Origin of the sequence: Amycolatopsis sp. NPDC049691, from assembly GCF_040675005.1 — a bacterium.
Taxonomy (GTDB): Bacteria; Actinomycetota; Actinomycetes; order Mycobacteriales; family Pseudonocardiaceae; genus Amycolatopsis.
This window is the reverse complement of the sequence record NZ_JBFANX010000001.1, coordinates 361,224-377,071: the sequence shown is the minus strand read 5'-3', so window position 1 is coordinate 377,071 and position 15,848 is coordinate 361,224. Positions and strand designations below refer to the sequence as shown.

Here is a 15,848-nt window from a genome sequence, read left to right as displayed (position 1 = left end):
GGCCATCGTGGCAGCATTACCCACCGTGAGCACGCGAAGCGTACTGCCCGACCTGTCCGACGACGTCTGCGCGCGGCTGCGCGAGGCCTTCCGGCGCGCCTCCTACGACGCCGACGGCGTGGTGGCCGCCCTCGGCGGGGCCGCCCACGCGGCGCTGGGCCGCGGCGAGCCGGTGCCCGCCGAGCGCGCGAGCCGCGACGCCGGCGACCTCGGGACGCTGATCCGGCTGTTCCTGCTGGGCGGCACCGAGCCGGAGACCGCGGTCAAAGCCGCCTTCGCGCCCCTGTCGCCGGAAGACGCCGTCGCCGCCGGGGTGCTGGCCCCGGTGGCGGACGGCTACCGCGCCGCCCTCGACATCCGGCCGCACGGCGACGACGAGGGCTCGTGGTGGGTCGTGTCCGACCTCGACGCCGACGTGCTCGGCACCACCGTGCCCGAGGACCACGTGCTCGGCGTCGGGCACGCGTCGCTGTCGCTGATCCGCGCGACCAGCCGCCGCCCGGTCGGCACGCTGCTCGACCTGGGCACCGGCAACGGCGTCCAGGCCCTGCACGCGACCCGGCACGCCCAGCGCGTCACCGCCACCGACGTCTCCGAGCGGGCCCTCTCCCTGGCCGCGGCGACGTTCCGGCTCAACGAGCTGGACGTCGAGCTGGTGCGCGGTGAGTGGTTCGCGCCGGTCGCGCGGCGGAAGTTCGACCAGGTCGTCTGCAACCCGCCGTTCGTGGTCGGCCCGGCCCGCGTCGACTACACCTACCGCGACTCCGGCCTGGCCGGCGACGACGCGAGCGCGCTGGTCGTCCGGCAGCTGCCCGGCTTCCTCAACGAAGGCGGCGTCGGCCAGCTGCTCGCGTCGTGGGTGCACACCGGGAAAGAGGACTGGGCCGACCGGGTGAGCCGCTGGCTGCCCGCCGAGACCGACGCTTGGTTCGTCCAGCGCGACGTCGCCGACCCGGCGCTCTACGTCGGCACCTGGCTGCGGGACGCGGGCCTCGACCCGCGCTCGCCGGAAGGCCGGGCGAAGGCGGCGGCGTGGCTCGACTGGTTCACCGCGAACGACGTCCGGGGCATCGGCTTCGGCTTCGTCACCTTGCGGCGCGCGTCCGGGCGGACACCGACCGTCGTCTGCGAAGACCTCCGGCAGGCCTACGACGACCCGCTGGGCCCGGAAGCGGCCGGCTGGCTGGACCGCGTGGAATGGCTGCGCGAATCGGGTGATTCATTGCTCGATGTCCGTTTTGTGGTGCCGGACACGGTTTTGCTGGAAAGCATCGAGGAACCCGGCGACGACGGCTGGGCGACGACCGTCCGGCGGCTGCACCGCACCGACGGGCCGGGCTGGCAGCACGAGGTCGACGACCTGGCCGCCCGGCTCCTGGCGGGCTGCCGCGGCGCGCTGCCCCTGGAGGACCTGATCGAGCTCCTCGCGTTCTCGCAGGGCCTCGACGCTTCGGAGCTGGCGGCCACCGCGCTGCCCGTCGTCCGCGAGCTCGTCCGGCACGGGATGCTCGTCCCGGCGGACCGGTGAAGGCGGTCGCGGCCCGCGTCACGCGGGCGGACGTGACCGTCGACGGCGAGGTCGTCGGGGCGATCGACGAGCCGGGTTTGCTTGTGCTGCTGGGGATCCACGTCGACGACGACGCGGCGAAGGCCGTGACGATGGCGCGCAAACTGCACGAGCTGCGCGTGCTGCGCGACGAGGAATCATGCGCCACGGCGAATGCGCCGCTGCTCGTGGTGAGCCAGTTCACGCTCTACGGCGACACGAAGAAAGGGCGGCGGCCGTCGTGGACCCGAGCCGCCCGGCCGGAGGTCGCGGAGCCGTTGGTGGACGCCGTCGTGGCCGAGCTGCGCGGCCGCGGCGCCACCGTGGCGACGGGCCGTTTCGGGGCGATGATGGCGGTCTCGAGCGTCAACGACGGTCCGTTCACCGTTCTCGTGGAGGTCTAGACCACCCCGCCACGGTTCACGTCTTGACATGATTCACATGGGATTCTCAGGTTTCCCGCCTCCCCGGCGTTCTCAGCAAAAGCTCAGCAATGGTCGAGCAACCGGAGCGCGCCGGCAGCCGTCTCCCTTTTAGGCGAGCCGGGAACGTTTTGGAAACCCGGAGCGTTGTGCCAGATGTCCAGCCAAGCCGGCCGGACCGGCGTACCGGGTTCCACAGGCCCCGGTCCGCGGGTACGCACCCGGTGGGACGACCGCAGCAGCACGTTCAGCCCGTGACCGGGGAGGCAGAATGTCAGTCCAGACTCTCGAACGCGAGTCGCGCGGGATTCGCGAGCGCATCCCGGCTCAGGTGTCCGAGGAGCCGGCGAGCGTGGGGGCGCTCACCGACGCCGACCTCGACGCCCAGAGCCCCGCCGCCGACCTCGTCCGCGTCTACCTCAACGGCATCGGCAAGACGGCCCTGCTGTCCGCGGCCGACGAGGTCGAGCTCGCCAAGCGCATCGAAGCCGGCGTCTTCGCCCAGCACATGCTGGACACCGGGGAGAACCTCACCCCGAAGCGCCGCAAGGAGCTTTCCGCCCTGGTCCGTGACGGGCACGTGGCCAAGAACCACCTGCTGGAGGCCAACCTCCGCCTGGTGGTCTCGCTGGCCAAGCGCTACACCGGCCGGGGGATGCCGCTGCTCGACCTGATCCAGGAGGGGAACCTGGGCCTGATCCGCGCGGTGGAGAAGTTCGACTACTCCAAGGGGTTCAAGTTCTCGACCTACGCGACCTGGTGGATCCGCCAGGCCATCACCCGGGGCATGGCCGACCAGGGCCGCACCATCCGGCTCCCGGTCCACCTGGTGGAACAGGTCAACAAGCTGGCCCGCATCAAGCGCGACCTGCACCAGCAGCTCGGGCGGGACGCGACGAACGAGGAGCTCGCCGCCGAGTCGGGCATCCCGGCGCACAAGATCTCCGACCTGCTCGACCACTCGCGCGACCCGGTAAGCCTGGACATGCCGGTCGGCACCGAGGAGGACGCCCCGCTGGGCGACTTCATCGAGGACTCCGAGGCGACCGACGCGGAGAGCGCCGTGATCTCGGGCCTGCTGCAGGACGACCTGCGCCGCGTACTGGCGACGCTGGACGACCGCGAGCAGCACGTGATCCGCCTGCGCTACGGCCTCGACGACGGCCAGCCGCGCACGCTCGACCAGATCGGCAAGCACTTCGGGCTCTCCCGCGAGCGCGTCCGCCAGATCGAGCGCGAGGTCATGTCGAAGCTCCGCCAGGGCGAGCGAGCCGACCGGCTCCGCGCGTACGCCAGCTGATCGCTTCTAGTGAAGGGGCGGGTGCAGAGTGCACCCGCCCCTTTCGCACGTGTTCGACCAGCGGTTCCACGTTTCACGCGGCCGCCGTCGAAAATTCTTCACGAAAACGGGGTTTCACCGCCTCCGGACGTGGGTAGCAACCCGTGGCCAGCACCCGTTCGGCAGCGTTGACTTATGACGTTCGTCACGACAGCCTCGTCTGAGGTGGCCAAAGGTGCAGGCACAGGCTTCGCAACCGGATGTGCACGCATCCGGAAGCGTTCCCCGGGAGGTCGGGTCCGTCGGGGTGGACCCGGCCTCCCGACCAAAAAGACCAAAAGACGGGGGCGCCCCGCGAACGCACGCCGGCAGCACAAACCCGCACCCCCACGAACCAGTCCGCCCCGCAACCCCGATCCGAAGCCAGAACACGGCCGGCAGTGCCGGGTCAAGGCACGCTTTCCCGCCTTGACGCGGTACTGCCGGCCGTAGTCACAATCGGGCTTCGGGGTTGTGGGGATCCCCAGCCTGCAGCCGAACGCGGAACGAGCGTGGGGTGGCCCACAGTGATCGCATGCCTCTTCGGCGCAACGACCGCCGCCGCATAAGGTGGGCCGATCCCGGAGCTGGCAAAGGAGCCTGGCAGTGCCGTCCACCACCACGTTTCAGCACACCGAAGTCCTCCCGCTGGGCAAGGACACCACGACCGAGTACCGGCTGGTCACCGACGAGGGCGTCGAAACCGTCGAAGCCGCCGGCCGGAAGTTCCTGAAGATCGCCCCGGAAGCACTCACCACCCTGGCCCGCACCGCGATCACCGACATCCAGCACCTGTTGCGCACATCACACCTGCAGCAGCTGCGCGCGATCGTCGACGACCCGGAAGCGAGTGGCAACGACCGCTTCGTCGCCATGGACCTCCTGCGCAACGCCGCCATCTCCGCGGGCGGGGTCCTCCCCATGTGCCAGGACACCGGGACCGCCATCGTCATCGGCAAGCGCGGCGAGGGCGTCCTCACCGGCGGTGACGACGAGCGCGCCCTCTCCCGAGGCATCTTCGACGCCTACCAGCAGCTGAACCTGCGCTACTCGCAGATGGCGCCGGTCAACTTCTGGGACGAGCGCAACACCGGCACGAATCTCCCCGCCCAGGTCGAGCTCTACCACAAGGACGGCCAGGACGACCCGGCCTACGAATTCCTCTTCATGGCCAAGGGCGGCGGCAGCGCCAACAAGACGTTCCTCTACCAGGAGACCAAGGCCGTCCTGAACCCGAAGCGGCTCGCGCGGTTCCTCGACGAGAAGCTGCGCGGCCTCGGCACCGCGGCCTGCCCGCCGTACCACCTGGCGATCGTCGTCGGCGGGATGTCGGCCGAGTTCAACCTGAAGGTCGCGAAGCTCGCCTCCGCGCGCTACCTCGACAACCTCCCGGCCGAGGGCTCCGAGCTCGGCCACGCCTTCCGCGACCAGGACCTCGAGCAGCAGGTGCTGGAGATGACCCGCCGGTTCGGCATCGGCGCGCAGTTCGGCGGCAAGTACTTCTGCCACGACGTCCGCGTCATCCGGCTCCCCCGCCACGGCGCTTCGTGCCCCGTCGGCATCGCCGTGAGCTGCTCCGCCGACCGGCAGGCGAAGGCGAAGATCACCGCCGACGGCGTGTTCATCGAGCAGCTCGAGCGCGACCCGGCGCGGTTCCTGCCCGACGTCACCGAGGAAGACCTCTCCGACGACGTCGTGAGCGTCGACCTCAACCGGCCGATGGCCGAGATCCGCGCGCAGCTTTCGCAGCTGCCGGTCAAGACGCGGCTTTCGCTCACCGGGCCGCTGGTCGTCGCCCGCGACATCGCGCACGCGAAGATCGCCGAGCGCCTCGACGCCGGCGAGGAGATGCCGGACTACCTGAAGAACCACCCGGTGTACTACGCCGGCCCGGCGAAGACGCCGGAAGGCTACGCGTCGGGTTCGTTCGGCCCGACGACGGCGGGGCGGATGGACTCCTACGTCGAGCAGTTCCAGGCCGCCGGCGGCTCGCTCGTCATGCTGGCCAAGGGAAACCGCTCGAAGCAGGTGACGAACGCGTGCCAGGCGCACGGCGGGTTCTACCTCGGTTCGATCGGCGGCCCGGCCGCGCGGCTCGCGCAGGACTGCATCAAGAAGGTCGACGTCCTCGAGTACGCCGAGCTCGGCATGGAAGCCGTCTGGAAGATCGAGGTCGAGGACTTCCCGGCGTTCATCGTCATCGACGACAAGGGCAACGACTTCTTCGCCAGCACCGGCGACCCGGTGCTGCAGATCAGCTTCCGTTAGGACGCAGGGGAAGGGGACACCGGCCCGCCGCCGGTGCCCCCTTTCTTCCCTGCTCCCTCAGCCGACGCGCTCGATCCGCGCGCGCCGGATGAGGAACTTTCCGGGTTCCCGAACCTGTTCGAAGGCCGCGTTGTTGAGCAGCGTGCAGCTGCCCGACACCGACGTGACCTCCACCGTCGTGGACTTCGAGTTGTCCAGGTTGGTCACCTTCAGTTTCGTCCCCGCCGGGAACTGGTTGCTGGACGCGGCGGGCGCGCCGCCTTCGCCCGAGAGCGTCACGGTCGAGCCCGGGCAGACGACTTCGCCGACGGCGCCGGTGTCCACTCCGGACTGGTTCTGCTGCTGGTTCTGGTTCTGCTGCTGGTTTTGCTGCGCCGGCGCCTGCTGCGCCGGCGCCTGTGCGGCCGGAGCCTGCGCGGCTTGGCCGTTGTTCGCGACGACGTTCGCGGTGCAGCCCGCGACCTGCCGCCGTTGCTGGATCAGGTCGACGACCGCCTGCCGGTTGGCGATCCGCGCGGCCGACTGCGCGTCCGGGTTCGCCTGCTGGCCCGCGATGAAGTTCAGGTTGTTCTGCAGGGCCGTGTCGAGTCCCCCGCAGTTTTCCTTGGGCGCTTCGGCGGCGTTGCCCGCGGGACTGCTCAGCGCGATGGCGGCCGCGGTGATGCCGGAAACGCCCAGCAACGCGGCCAGACCGACGGTCGCCTGCTTGCGGTGCCGACCACTGCTCAACCGGGGCATGTGCCCCTCCTCTCTGATCACCACCTCACCCTTGGATACGGCCCGGTAACACGGGCGGTTCACCGGAATCGCGGGAATTTTTTCGACAACTTCGATGCGTGAACAGAAATAGTGGTCCGGACCACTGACGACGAACCGGGCGATGACCAGCGCGGGGACGCGGTGTTCACACCACCGGGGCGGACTCGTGGTCCGAACCATTCACCCGAGCCGCGGTCGCCGATGCCCAGCGGCCCGTCGTCACCAGCCCCAGTACGAACACCACCACGCCGCAGCCCGCCACGATCGCCCACACCGCGTGCCCCGTTCCCGGTGGCGTCCCGGCCTGCGCCGCCACCACCGCGCCGATCACCGCCACCCCCAGCGACGTCCCCACCTGGCGGCTCGTCGACGCCACCGCCGCCGCCAGACCCGCCTGTTCGCGCGGCATCCCGGACACCGCCGCGTTCGTGATCGGCGCGTTGAGCAAGCCGTAGCCGATGCCGAAGCACACGTACCCCGTCACGACCGCGGCGATCGGCGAAGCCGGGCCGATCCCCGCCAGCACCACGCCGGAGGCCGCGATCCCCGCACCCGCCACCAGCAGCGGGAGCCGCGGGCCGCGCGCGCCGGTCAGGCGGCCCGACAGCGGCGCTCCCACCGCCGTCAGCACCGCCATCGGCAGCGTCAGCAACCCCGCGTGCAGCACCGAAAACCCGCGCGTCTCCTGCAGGTACAACGTGGTGAGGAACAGGAACCCCGACAGCGCCGCGAACCCGGCGATCGCCGTGAGCGTCGCGCCCGAGAACGGCACGCTGCGGAAGAACCTCAGCTCCAGCAACGGATCCCGGCGCCGTCGCTCGTACGGCAGCAGCGCCGCCAGCGCCGCGGCGGCGACCACGGAGCAGCCCACCATCACCGCGGTCCCCGAACCGCGGCCTTCGATGATCCCGTACGTCAGCGCCGCCAGCAGGACGATCACCAGCAGCTGCCCGACCGGGTCGAGGCGGCGCGGGCGCGGGGCGCGCGACTCGGGGACGAACAGCGCCGTCAGCACGATCGCGGCGATGCCGACCGGGACGTTGATCCAGAAGATCGAACGCCAGCCCGCCCAGTCGACCAGCACGCCGCCGAGCACCGGGCCGACCGCCAGGCTCAGCCCGTTCACCCCCGCCCACACGCCGATCGCGCGGGCGCGGTCACGGGGATCGGTGAAGACGTTCGCGACGATCGACAGCGCGACCGGGTTGAGCATCGACCCGCCGACCGCCTGCAGCGCCCGGAACGCGACCAGCAGCCCGATGCTCGGTGCGATCCCGCACAGCAGCGAGCCGAGACTGAACAGCGCCAGCCCGGTCTGGAACGTCCGGCGCCGCCCGATCCGGTCCGCGGTCGAGCCGGACAGCATGAGCAGGCTCGCCAGCACGAGCGTGTACGCGTCGATCGTCCACTGCAGACCGGAGACCGACGCGCCCAGCTCGCGGCGGATCGACGGCAGCGCGAGGTTCACGATCGTGTTGTCGAGCCCGACGATGAACAGGCTCAGGCAGCAGGTGGCCAGGACCACCCGCCGGCGCACCGGCTGCGGCACCGCACTCCCCAACTAGTTGCACGGACAATATTAAGCACTGTACAACTAATTGGGCGGGCCGCTCGTCAGGCCGGGAACAGCTCCCCGAGCCGCGCCAGCGTCTTCTCGATGCTCTCGGCGTTCTTGCGCGGGAACGGGCTGAGGCTGATGGCGAGCGGGAACTTCGCCGTCGACCAGTCGAACGTCTCGGTGACCTCGGTGCGGCCGTCGCCCAGCGGCTCGAGGCGCCAGCGCCAGCGGTGGCCGTTGAAGTGCCGCCAGGCGATGAGCCTGCCCTCTTCGAACTCGACGACGGTGTTGAGGATCTTGTACGACGCGCCCAGCTTCATGTCCATGCCGAACTTCGCGCCGAGCGCAAGCCGGTCCGGGCCGCCCGGCTGGGCGGCCCGGACCGTGCCGGATCCGTCGATGAGCGGGTGCTGGGCCGGATCGGCGAGCAGCCCGAAGATCTTCTCGGGCGGCGCGGCTACGATCGCGGTGCGTGAGACCTGGCGGCTTCCCATCACCCGAGCCTAGGCCAGGGTGATCACTTCGGCGGCGTGGTCTTCAGCACGACCTTGCGCTGGTCCAGCGGCGCGGCCAACGCGACCGAGATCACCGGGTACCGGATGTCCATGGTGCACATCTGCCCGGTCTGGGCCTTCGTCTCGCTCAGGTTGACGACGACGTGGTCGCCCGCCTGCTCGGTCGCCTCGCCGAGCGCGTGCCCGCAGCCGCCTTCCTGGGCGCGGACGTTGAGGATGGTGCCGCCGTTGGCCGTCCACACCTCGCGCGGGTAGCCGCCGGGCAGCGCCGAGGCGTCGACCTGGCCGGGCGGCACCGGCGTGCTCCCCTCGGGCACGGTGAGCCGCGGTTTGCCCGGCGGGTTGGCCGACGGCGACGTCGGCAGCACCGACTCGGTCGGCGACGTCGAAACGCTGCCGGTGGGCGCGGCGGTGTCACCCCCGGCCGCGGGCTGGCCGGTGGGCATGTCCCGGCCGGCACAGGCCGTCGCCATCAGCAGGAACGCGCCTGTCCCGACCACCTTCGCTAAGTACCTCATGTCCCGAAGACGGAACGGGCGGCGCCGCGGGTTGCACGGAAGATCGGCTGGTTCGTGCCTTTTTCACGAACCGGTCCCGGACGTGGTCCGGGAGGGCGGTCCCGGGCATCCCGGGGCCGCCCTCCCAGCGTCGGGGGAACTCCTCAGCCCTGGCGGAGCACCACCGTGCGCGTGCCGAGCGGCTCGGCCAGCGTCAGCGGGATGCTGACCTCCTTGAGGTAGTCCGGGCACATCTGGCCCTTCTTCGCCGCGATGACGGAGACCAGCACGACCACCTGCTGCGGCGTCTGGTCACCGACGTGCGCGGCGACGCGGCGGCAGCCACCCTCCTCCGCCTGGAGGATCACCGTCCGGCCGTCGAGGCTGCGGGTGAGGCTCCGGGGATAGCCCTCGGGCAGCCCGCGCGCGTCGACCTGGGACTCGGCGATCACGTTGTCGCCCGGGGCGATGCCCTGGGTCGGACGGCCGACGGTCTGCGACGGCGGCGGGGCGACCGTCGGCGAACCCGGCACCACCGGCGATGCCGACGTCGTGGGCGTTTCCGGTCCGGTGCTGCCCGGCGCGCCCGCGGTCCCCGCCGCCCCGCACGCCGTCAGCGTGAGGAGCAACAGACCCGTTCCCAGCAGTGTGCGCATACCTGCCAGACGGAGTGGACGCCGAAACGGTTGCACCTGCCGGTGCGAGGGCGTCCCGCGCAGTGGCGGAATCAGAGCCGGCCGGCCGCCACGAACACGCACACCGCCAGGATCAGCGCGTTCACCCCGACGTTCCGCCACTCGGCCGCCTTGTGCCGCACGACCGCCAGCCGGGTGTGCATCGCCATCGCGCCCACCATCACCACGGCCAGCCCGACCGCCGCCCAGCCGGTCAGCTCCGGCGCAACGCCGACGAGCACCGGCAGGACCAGGCCGGCCACCGCGAACAGCTCGCAGATCGCGGTGAAGCGGACGACCGGCAGCGGGTACGCCGCCGCGCCCGTCTGGCCGGTTTCGAGCAGCCGCTGCCGCGACATCGTCGACTTCAGCACGCCCGACAAGGCGAAGATCGCCGCCAGCAGGATCTGTCCGGCCCACAGTGCGATGTTCATGACGTCCTCCCGTTCGGTTGTGCGGGAGGAACGAACCGGCCGGCGGGAACGTGACAGTCAGGCGCGGCCCAGCCGGGTCAGGAAGCTCAGCCGGTCACCCCGGTACAGCGACCGCACCCGCTCGAACGGTGCCCCGTCCGGGCCCCAGGCGATCCGGTGCGTCAGCAGCATCGGCAGCGCCGGGTTGGTCCCGATCAGCAGCGCCTCGCGCGGCGTCGCCAGCACCGTCTCGACGCGCTCCTCGGCGCCGTCGAACACCACCCCGAGCTGCTCGCTCAAGCACGCGTACAGCGACTGCTCGGGGTCGAACACCTCCAACAGCGTCGGGAACCGCTCCGCCAGGAGATATGTCGACTCCAGCCCGACGCGCTCCTCGTCGGCCAGCAGGACCCGCTCGATGTGGATCACCTCGGCGTCCGAGGTGACCTGCAGGTCCGCCGCCAGCGCGCTGCCCGCCACGCGCCGCTCGAGCGTGATCACCGTGCGGCCCGGCCGGATCCCCTGGCGGCGCAACCCTTCCGTGTAGCTCACCAGGGCCAGCGGCTGCACCAGCTTCGGGCCGGCGACGAACGTCCCGCTCCCCTGGCGCCGGCTCAGCCTGCCCTCGAGCACCAGCTCGCCGACCGCCTGCCGTACCGTCGCCCTCGACACCTCGAACCGCTCGCACAGTTCCCGTTCCGTGGGCAGCACCGAGCCTTCGCCCAGTTCCGCGATCACCGCCAGCAGCTCGACCTTGACCGCGTAGTAGCGCGGGACACGGCCGTGCTCGGGAATCCCGTCGAGGACGGGACCGTCGGCGGACAGGCGGGAATGGCGTAAAGGGGCGGGCACGGAATCGACCCTATTCGTTTCCCGCCGCGCCGTGGTTCGCTGTGGCGCGTAACACGGCTGTCACACGGAGGATCACCCGGATGCGCTCGACACCACTCGCCCGCCGGCTCGGCCTCGCCGACGCCGTTTTCCTCGGCCTGGGCTCGATGATCGGCGCCGGCGTCTTCGCCGCGTTCGCCCCGGCGGCGCGGGCCGCGGGGGCCGGATTGCTCATCGCGCTGGTCCTCGCGGCCGTGGTCGCCTACTGCAATGCGATGTCTTCCGCCCGGCTCGCGGCCATTTACCCCCAATCCGGCGGCACCTACGTTTACGGCCGGGAAAGGCTCGGTGAATTCTGGGGTTACCTGGCCGGCTGGGGATTCGTCACCGGGAAGACGGCCAGCTGCGCCGCGATGACGCTGACCGTCGTCGCCTACGCCGCGCCCGGGCTCGGGCAGCCGTGGCGCGGCCTCCTCGCCGTCGCCGTCGTCGGCGCGCTCACCACCGTCAACTACTTCGGCGTGCACCGCTCCGCGCTGGCGACGCGGGTGATCGTGTCGTGCACCCTGCTCGTGCTCACCGCCGCCGCGGTCACGATGGCCGCCGGGGCGTCCGCCGGCGGCCCGCTCGTCGCCTGGCCCGGCACCGGCGGCGTCCTCGAGGCGGCCGGGCTGCTCTTCTTCGCCTTCGCGGGGTACGCCCGGCTCGCGACGCTCGGCGAGGAGGTCCGCGACCCCGCCCGGACCATCCCGCGCGCCATCCCGCTGGCGCTGGGCCTCACCCTCGTCGTCTACGCGGCGCTGGCGGTGCTGCTGCTCGTCCGCCTCGGCCCGGCCGCGCTCGCCGCGAGCCCCGACCCGATCGCGGCCGCCGTCCCGGGGTGGCTCGCCCCGGCCGTCCGGGCCGGCGCGGCACTGGCGGCGCTCGGCTCGCTGCTCGCGCTCATCCTCGGCGTCTCGCGCACGACGCTGGCGATGAGCCGCGACGGCCACCTCCCCCGGTTCCTCGCCGCCGTGCACCCCCGCTACGACGTGCCGCACCGCGCGGAACTCACCGTCGGGCTCGTCGTCGCCGTGCTCGCCGCGTTCCTCGATCTGCGCGACGCGATCGGCTTCTCGTCCTTCGCCGTCCTGACGTACTACGCGGTCGCCAACGCCGCCGCGCTCACGCTGAAGGGGAAGGTGCGGGCCGTCCTGGGCCTGGCCGGGTGCGTGGTGCTGGCCTTCAGCCTGCCGCTGCCTTCGGTGCTGGCCGGCTGCGTCGCGTTGGTGCTGGGCGCTTCGGCCTACGGCGTTCGCCGGATCCGGCGGTGAGAAATCACCCAACCGCCCGAAAGATCCGAAGAAAGTCGGTTGTCCGGGTATGTGAGCACCTGCTGTAGTCGTGGGGTCACCTTCGAGCTCGGCTTCCACTGTGGACACTGGAAGGACTGATCCCCTTGGCTCCCAAGCGCTGGTTCACCCTGCTCAGAAACGCCACCACCGCACTGGCCGCGCTCGCCGCGGCCGCGTCGTTCGCCACCCCGGCGATCGCCGCCCAGCCGCCGTCGACCGACGTCGTCGGCGGAACCCGGGCCGCGCAGGGCGAGTTCCCGTTCATGGTGCGGCTGTCCATGGGCTGCGGCGGCGCGCTCTACACCAAGCAGATCGTCCTGACCGCGGCGCACTGCGTCAGCCGGACGGGGTCGAACACCTCGATCACCGCGACGGTCGGCGTCGTGGACCTGCAGAGCTCGAGCGCGCAGAAGATCCGCTCGACCTACGTCTACCAGTCCCCCACCTACGGCACCTCGACCGGCGGTGACTGGGCGCTGATCAAGCTCGCCAGCCCGGTGAGCGGGCTCTCCACGCTGCCGATCGCGACGACGTCGGCGTACAACAACGGCACGTTCACCGTGGCCGGCTGGGGCGCGGCCCGCGAAGGCGGCGCGCAGCAGCGGTACCTGCTGAAGGCGACCGTCCCGTTCGTCGACGACGCCACCTGCCAGGCCCAGGGCGGCAGCTACCCCGACCTCATCCCGAGCGCCGAGATCTGCGCGGGCAACCTCGCCTCCGGCGGCGTCGACACGTGCCAGGGCGACTCCGGCGGCCCCATGTTCCGCCGCGACAACGCCGGCGCGTGGATCCAGGTCGGCATCGTCTCCTGGGGTGACGGCTGCGCCCGTCCGCACGCCCCCGGCGTCTACACCGAGGTGAGCACGTTCGCGTCGAAGATCGCCGCGGCCGCCGCCACGCTGTAACCGCTTCCGCGAAGAGGGGGCCCGCCGCGGCGGGCCCCCTTCAGCGCGTCTTGTCCAACCGGGACAGTGCTTTTTCGTAGCCGTTCACCAGGTCCGCGACGACGTCGGCGACCGGGCGGACCGCGTTCATCCGGCCGACGATCTGGCCCACCGGCATCGACACCACGCTCGGGTCGTTCGCCGCGTGGATCCGGTTGTGGGCGTGGGAAACCAGCAGGTTCTGCAGCGGCATCGGCAACGGCTCGGGCGCGTCCGGCGCGGCCCACGCCTCGGTCCAGCGGGTCTTGAGCAGCCGGGCCGGCTTGCCGGTGTAGATCCGCGTCCGCACGGTGTCCGACGAAGTCGCCCCGACGAGCGCCTGCTGCATCGCCACCGACTCGCCCATCGTCTGCAGGTACTCCTCGGTGGCCAGCCACATCGAGCCCATCCAGACGCCGGACGCGCCGAGCGCGAGCGCCGCGGCCACCTGCCGCCCGGACCCGATCCCGCCCGCGGCGAGCACCGGCACGTCGACCGCGTCGACGATCTCCGGCACCAGCACCATGGACGCGATTTCGCCGGTGTGGCCGCCGGCTTCGTAGCCCTGCGCGACCACGAAGTCGACGCCGTTCTCGACGTGCCGGACCGCGTGCTCGGCCTTCCCGGCGAGCGCCGCGACCGGCACGCCCTTGTCGTGGCACTGGGCGATGACGTCCACCGGCGGCGAGCCGAGCGCGTTGGCGATCAGCTTGATCGGGTGGTTGAGCGCGACCTCGACGTGCGAGCGGGCGACCGAGTGCAGCCAGCCGAGCACCCCCGCGCGCTCGTCGGTGTCGTCCGGCAGCGGCGGCACGGAAAGCTCTTTCAGCACCCGGTCGACGAAGGCGCGGTGGCCGTCCGGGATGTGCTTCGCCAGGTCGACCTGCGTGCCTTCGGCCGGGATCTTCGCCGGCATCACGATGTCGACGCCGTAGGGCTTGCCGCCGGTGTTCTCGTCCATCCAGGTCAGCACCCGGTCGAGCTCGGCGGCGTCGTTGAACCGGACGCAGCCGAGCACGCCGAGCCCGCCGGCGCGGCTGAGTGCCGCGGCGACGTGCTCCGAGGGCGTGAACCCGATGATCGGCAGGTCGATGCCGAGCCGGTCGCACAGGGGTGTCCGCACTTGCGCTTTCCTCTCAGACGGGCTGGGCCGTGGCCGGTTCGTGCTCGGCCGCGTAGCGCTGGGCCCACGGGTAGTCCGGCTTGCCGCTGGGCGACCGGCCGATCTCGCCGGCCAGCCAGATCGTGCGCGGCACCTTGTACCCGGCGATCTCGCCGCGGACGTGCTCTTCGAGCGAGGCGAGGTCCGGCGAAGCACCCTCGCGCAGCTGGACGACGGCGGCGACGCGCTGGCCGAGCCGCTCGTCCGGGACGCCGATGACGAGCGCGTCGAAGACGTCGGGGTGCGACTTGAGCGCCCCTTCGACCTCTTCCGGGTAGACCTTCTCGCCACCGGTGTTGACGCACTGGGAGCCGCGGCCGAGCAGCGTGACGGTGCCGTCCTCCTCGTAGCGGGCGTAGTCGCCCGGCACGACGTACCGGACGCCGTCGACCTCGACGAAGATCTTCTTGCTCTTCTCGGGATCGCCGTAGTAGCCGAGCGGGACGTGGCCGCGGCGGCCGATCAGCCCGACCGCGCCGGGCTTCTTCTCGACGACGTTGCCGTCGTCGTCGAGCAGGATGGCGTCCTGGCCGAAGGTCACCCGCGGACCGGCGCTGTGGTCGGAGTCCTTGCCGACCATGCCGATCCCGGTGAAGCCGCTTTCCGACGACCCGATCGCGTCGGTGATCACGGCGTTCGGCACGAGCTCGACGAACTCCTGCTTGACCGACTGGGAGAACAGCGCGGCGTGGCTAGACACGGCGACGAGCGACGAAGCGTCGTAATCGCCCTCGCGGAACGCCTCGATCAGCGGCCGCGCCATCGCGTCGCCGACGATCGTGAGGACCTGGACCTTGTGCTCCTGCACGGCTTTCCAGATCTCGTGGGCGTCGAAGCGCGGCACGAAGACCACCGGGCTGCCGGTGAACAGCGCGCCGAACGCGGCCCACTGCGCGGCGCCGTGGATGAGCGGCGCGGCGGGCAGCCGGGTGAGGCTCCCGGCCTTGCCCTGCTCGGCGAGCGTCCACTCGTCCGGGATGTACTCGCCGGTGACGAAGTTGATCCCGCCGCCGAGCGCGCGCCAGACGTCCTCCTGGCGCCAGAGCACGCCCTTCGGGTAGCCCGTGGTGCCGCCGGTGTAGAGGATGTAGAGGTCGTCGTTGCTGCGTTCCTCGAAGTCGCGTTCCGGGCTTTGCGCCTCGAGCGCGGCCTCGTAGTCGACGCCGCCGTAGCTCTCGTAGTCGCCGTCACTGCCGTCGTCGATCACGACAACGTGTTTCAGTTTCGGTGTCTCCGGCAGCACCGCGGCGACCTTGTCCGCGTAGCTTCTCTCGTGCACGAGCGCGACGATTTCGGCGTCGTTGAAGAGGTAGGCGAGTTCGCCGTGAACGTAGCGGTAGTTGACGTTGACGGCGATCGCGCGCAGCTTGTACGCCGCGACCATTGCCTCCAAGGCCTCGATCGAGTTGCGGGAATAGACCCCGATGTGGGACCCGCGTCCCACGCCGTGCGCGGCGAGGTGGTGGGCGAGCCGGTTGGCCCGCGCCTCCAGTTCGGCGAAGGTGACCCGCCGGTCGCCGCACACGACCGCGACGCGCTCCGGCACGGCGTCGACGGCGTGCTCCAGAAGATCCGCGATGTTGAGTGCCACGCCCTCAAAGTAGAACATGTTATCGTTCTGGGCAATG

15 protein-coding genes are annotated in these 15,848 nt (G+C 71.2%); 6 read left to right on the top strand and 9 right to left on the bottom strand.

The window, feature by feature from the left end; translation table 11 throughout:
- Nucleotides 1-25: 25 nt before the first annotated feature.
- The 4 genes from AB0J40_RS01860 (at nucleotide 26) to AB0J40_RS01845 (ending at nucleotide 5,554) form a co-directional block, all read left to right on the top strand.
- Entirely contained in the window at nucleotides 26-1,528 is a 1,503-nt protein-coding gene (locus AB0J40_RS01860) for a methyltransferase (RefSeq protein ID WP_364446144.1), read from the top strand.
- Nucleotides 1,525-1,950 (top strand): D-aminoacyl-tRNA deacylase, encoded by a 426-nt coding sequence (dtd, locus tag AB0J40_RS01855; protein ID WP_364446142.1) that lies wholly within the window; start codon nucleotides 1,525-1,527, stop codon nucleotides 1,948-1,950. The genes AB0J40_RS01860 and dtd overlap by 4 nt, the downstream gene beginning before the upstream one ends.
- Nucleotides 1,951-2,239: 289 nt before the next feature.
- Nucleotides 2,240-3,268 carry a sigma-70 family RNA polymerase sigma factor gene (locus tag AB0J40_RS01850; protein WP_364446140.1) on the top strand — a complete coding sequence of 343 codons (1,029 nt, stop codon included), beginning with the start codon at nucleotides 2,240-2,242 and terminating at the stop codon, nucleotides 3,266-3,268.
- 624 nt (nucleotides 3,269-3,892) lie between these two features.
- The gene (locus AB0J40_RS01845) at nucleotides 3,893-5,554 is read left to right on the top strand and encodes a fumarate hydratase (RefSeq protein ID WP_364446137.1); all 1,662 of its coding nucleotides are present in this window, start codon (nucleotides 3,893-3,895) and stop codon (nucleotides 5,552-5,554) included.
- A gap of 57 nt (nucleotides 5,555-5,611) precedes the next feature.
- On the opposite strand, the gene AB0J40_RS01840 is transcribed toward AB0J40_RS01845, so the two are convergent.
- The 7 genes from AB0J40_RS01840 to AB0J40_RS01810 all read right to left on the bottom strand — a co-directional run bounded on the left by AB0J40_RS01840 (nucleotide 5,612) and on the right by AB0J40_RS01810 (nucleotide 10,822).
- Nucleotides 5,612-6,292 (bottom strand): hypothetical protein, encoded by a 681-nt coding sequence (locus AB0J40_RS01840; protein ID WP_364446135.1) that lies wholly within the window; start codon nucleotides 6,290-6,292, stop codon nucleotides 5,612-5,614.
- A gap of 166 nt (nucleotides 6,293-6,458) precedes the next feature.
- Complete coding sequence (locus tag AB0J40_RS01835; protein ID WP_364446133.1) at nucleotides 6,459-7,862, bottom strand: MFS transporter; 1,404 nt, start codon at nucleotides 7,860-7,862, stop codon at nucleotides 6,459-6,461.
- A gap of 65 nt (nucleotides 7,863-7,927) precedes the next feature.
- Nucleotides 7,928-8,365, bottom strand: coding sequence for an SRPBCC family protein (locus AB0J40_RS01830; protein WP_364446130.1), 438 nt, complete (start codon nucleotides 8,363-8,365; stop codon nucleotides 7,928-7,930).
- A 23-nt stretch (nucleotides 8,366-8,388) separates the two neighbouring features.
- Nucleotides 8,389-8,904 (bottom strand): hypothetical protein, encoded by a 516-nt coding sequence (locus AB0J40_RS01825; RefSeq protein ID WP_364446128.1) that lies wholly within the window; start codon nucleotides 8,902-8,904, stop codon nucleotides 8,389-8,391.
- A 143-nt stretch (nucleotides 8,905-9,047) separates the two neighbouring features.
- A complete protein-coding gene (locus tag AB0J40_RS01820) occupies nucleotides 9,048-9,539 on the bottom strand; it encodes a hypothetical protein (protein ID WP_364446126.1) in 492 nt (163 codons plus the stop codon).
- A gap of 71 nt (nucleotides 9,540-9,610) precedes the next feature.
- Complete coding sequence (locus AB0J40_RS01815) at nucleotides 9,611-9,991, bottom strand: DoxX family protein (protein WP_364446124.1); 381 nt, start codon at nucleotides 9,989-9,991, stop codon at nucleotides 9,611-9,613.
- A gap of 57 nt (nucleotides 9,992-10,048) precedes the next feature.
- Nucleotides 10,049-10,822 (bottom strand): GntR family transcriptional regulator, encoded by a 774-nt coding sequence (locus AB0J40_RS01810; protein WP_364446122.1) that lies wholly within the window; start codon nucleotides 10,820-10,822, stop codon nucleotides 10,049-10,051.
- Between the two features lie 80 nt (nucleotides 10,823-10,902).
- Between AB0J40_RS01810 and AB0J40_RS01805 the strand changes: the two genes are divergently transcribed.
- On the top strand, nucleotides 10,903-12,114 hold the full coding sequence (locus AB0J40_RS01805; protein WP_364446119.1) for an amino acid permease: 1,212 nt from the start codon (nucleotides 10,903-10,905) through the stop codon (nucleotides 12,112-12,114).
- Between the two features lie 125 nt (nucleotides 12,115-12,239).
- The gene (locus tag AB0J40_RS01800) at nucleotides 12,240-13,040 is read left to right on the top strand and encodes a serine protease (protein WP_364446117.1); all 801 of its coding nucleotides are present in this window, start codon (nucleotides 12,240-12,242) and stop codon (nucleotides 13,038-13,040) included.
- Between the two features lie 40 nt (nucleotides 13,041-13,080).
- Here AB0J40_RS01800 and AB0J40_RS01795 read toward each other — a convergent pair whose 3' ends face one another.
- Together AB0J40_RS01795 and AB0J40_RS01790 are read right to left on the bottom strand one after the other, a co-directional pair.
- Nucleotides 13,081-14,181, bottom strand: a complete 1,101-nt coding sequence (locus AB0J40_RS01795; RefSeq protein ID WP_364446115.1) for a nitronate monooxygenase family protein — start codon at nucleotides 14,179-14,181, stop codon at nucleotides 13,081-13,083.
- A gap of 13 nt (nucleotides 14,182-14,194) precedes the next feature.
- Nucleotides 14,195-15,811, bottom strand: a complete 1,617-nt coding sequence (locus AB0J40_RS01790; protein WP_364446113.1) for an acyl-CoA synthetase — start codon at nucleotides 15,809-15,811, stop codon at nucleotides 14,195-14,197.
- Between the last annotated feature and the right edge of the window lie 37 nt (nucleotides 15,812-15,848).

Coding starts and splice junctions, on each gene's coding strand:
- AB0J40_RS01815 (WP_364446124.1), bottom strand. CDS start 9,991: ATGAACATCGCACTGTGGGCCGGACAGATCCTGCTGGCGGCGATCTTC.
- AB0J40_RS01820 (WP_364446126.1), bottom strand. CDS start 9,539: ATGCGCACACTGCTGGGAACGGGTCTGTTGCTCCTCACGCTGACGGCG.
- AB0J40_RS01850 (WP_364446140.1), top strand. CDS start 2,240: ATGTCAGTCCAGACTCTCGAACGCGAGTCGCGCGGGATTCGCGAGCGC.
- AB0J40_RS01840 (WP_364446135.1), bottom strand. CDS start 6,292: ATGCCCCGGTTGAGCAGTGGTCGGCACCGCAAGCAGGCGACCGTCGGT.
- AB0J40_RS01825 (WP_364446128.1), bottom strand. CDS start 8,904: ATGAGGTACTTAGCGAAGGTGGTCGGGACAGGCGCGTTCCTGCTGATG.
- AB0J40_RS01805 (WP_364446119.1), top strand. CDS start 10,903: ATGCGCTCGACACCACTCGCCCGCCGGCTCGGCCTCGCCGACGCCGTT.
- AB0J40_RS01830 (WP_364446130.1), bottom strand. CDS start 8,365: ATGGGAAGCCGCCAGGTCTCACGCACCGCGATCGTAGCCGCGCCGCCC.